The sequence below is a fragment of the Nostoc sp. KVJ20 genome (assembly GCF_001712795.1).
Classification (GTDB): domain Bacteria; phylum Cyanobacteriota; class Cyanobacteriia; order Cyanobacteriales; family Nostocaceae; genus Nostoc.
Genome location: NZ_KV757832.1, coordinates 1 through 1,884, shown reverse-complemented (window position 1 = coordinate 1,884; position 1,884 = coordinate 1). Strand labels below are relative to the sequence as shown.

1 protein-coding gene is annotated in these 1,884 nt (G+C 42.7%); it reads left to right on the top strand.

Going from position 1 to position 1,884, the window contains the following annotated elements:
* Positions 1-132 precede the first annotated feature (132 nt).
* Positions 133-1,884: DUF3854 domain-containing protein (locus tag A4S05_RS41140; RefSeq protein WP_256091407.1), on the top strand; the 1,752-nt coding region annotated here is incomplete at its 3' end.

The window sequence follows — 1,884 nt, the reverse complement described above, 5'->3', positions numbered from 1 at the left end:
CCATCTGATGATGAATTTCCACTTTTACCACCGGATAATACAGATCCACTTTTGCCTGGCTCTAATACACCTCCTAAATCATCCCCCAGTGATTCACCTCCGATTTTACCGCCGTCTGGTACACCTCCATTTTTGCCCAATTCTGCTACACCCGTTGAACTAGTAGTTATACCAATCGTTCAAGAGGCTGACTCAACAATTTGGGCTGGCGTTGCAGAGGAGGCGGTAGGAGGAGTAGAGTTGCACTTAGAGAAAGAGAACGGTTCAACAGAACAATTTCTGGACAATAACCTTGTTTCATCCCCAAATCTGCACTTAGGGCATTCTCTAAGTGCAACGCCAGCAAAAAGCTCCCTGCCCCCTACCTCTTCTTCACGCATAGATCCAAACCACTGGCAAGAATTAGTCGAGGAAAGTGCGATCGCTCCAGAAATTGTCGAGCTTAATTTTAAGAGCTTACACTTAGACCCAATAGAACTTGAGCATGAAGCATGGGAATATCTCATGTACAGCAAGAATTTAGAACGTATTAATACCGGACGACTATCTACTGGAATGCTCAACAAATATTCTCACCTTGAGGATGGGGGCTGGTGGTGTAATGCTGGTGTAGATCCTCGTTCTTTTTCAGCAAACGAGCCGGGAGATAAACCCGATCAAAAAATATGGGGATGCTACAAACCTAATAATCCGAGAGAAAAAGCCGATAACAGAGGCAAGTTTATCAAATACGAACATCCCCCGAAAGTTGAATTAAGCATCTTCCTGTTGGATGTTCCCCAAGATATCGCTCAACAAATTTATTCTAAAGCTGGAGTTGAACCAAGTATTAGCGATCGCAAATCGGGGTTTTGGTACTGTGTGTGGAAACATAATGTTCCAGTCACACTCGCCGAAGGAGCCAAGAAGGCCGCTAGCCTATTGAGCCAAGGTGAAGCAGCAATTGGATTACCAGGGATTTATGCTGGCTATCGTAGTAAGGATGGGCTGGGGAATCAAATTGTGCCCATATTACATGATGAATTGGCAGTTTTTGCTACCCCAAACAGGGACATCAAAATTTGCTTTGACTATGAAACTCGGTATAAAACTAAGCGCAACATTGATATCGCTACATACCGTACTGGTCAACTTTTATCTGATGCTGGCGCTCAGGTCAGTATCGTTGAATTACCAGGCCCAGAAAAAGGTGTAGATGATTTGATTGTTGCACAGGGCGCGTCAGCTTTGAGGCAAGTGTTTATTGCATCTGTCCCCCTGAATGATTGGTGGGAGAAAAATCAGCCACCCGATTTACGCCTAACAGTCTTTCTGAAAAATGGTGAACAGATCCATCTTTATGAACAACTTGGTGATGGCACTGTTAATCTAAATCCGTCAAGAGAAAGTGTGGAAGAAGAACAGACAATTGCTCTTTTTGGAAAAACTCGTTCCAAGTTGTCAATCATACAACCAACAGACCTAATTACAACCCCAGAAAGTTCATCCCAAAATATAGGAGGGCAAGTAATAGATGCTGAAGTATTTGCCGATGAAAGTAAAGAAGAAGTTGCTCCTGCTCAAAACGCTTCTCTACCTTTAAAGGAGGTATCGGTTCACTCCTTTGATTCTTGGGCAAGAAGAGAACAGGTTAAACAATACCAGCAGAATTTTTTCAGAAAGCGTTTAGAAGCTAGAGAAAATAAGGAAATTGCTTCTGTAGCTTATGCCCTTGTGAAGAATTATGGTGTTGAAAAAGATGGTAATTTAGTTTATCAGGCTGATGCTTTTACTATCATAAAATCCGGCAATAATTACAGTATTCATCGCCGCGCTGACGAAACCTTGGCACTAATGCAATTTTATGCCGATAAATGGGGAGCTATCACTCTGTCTGAGCAACCT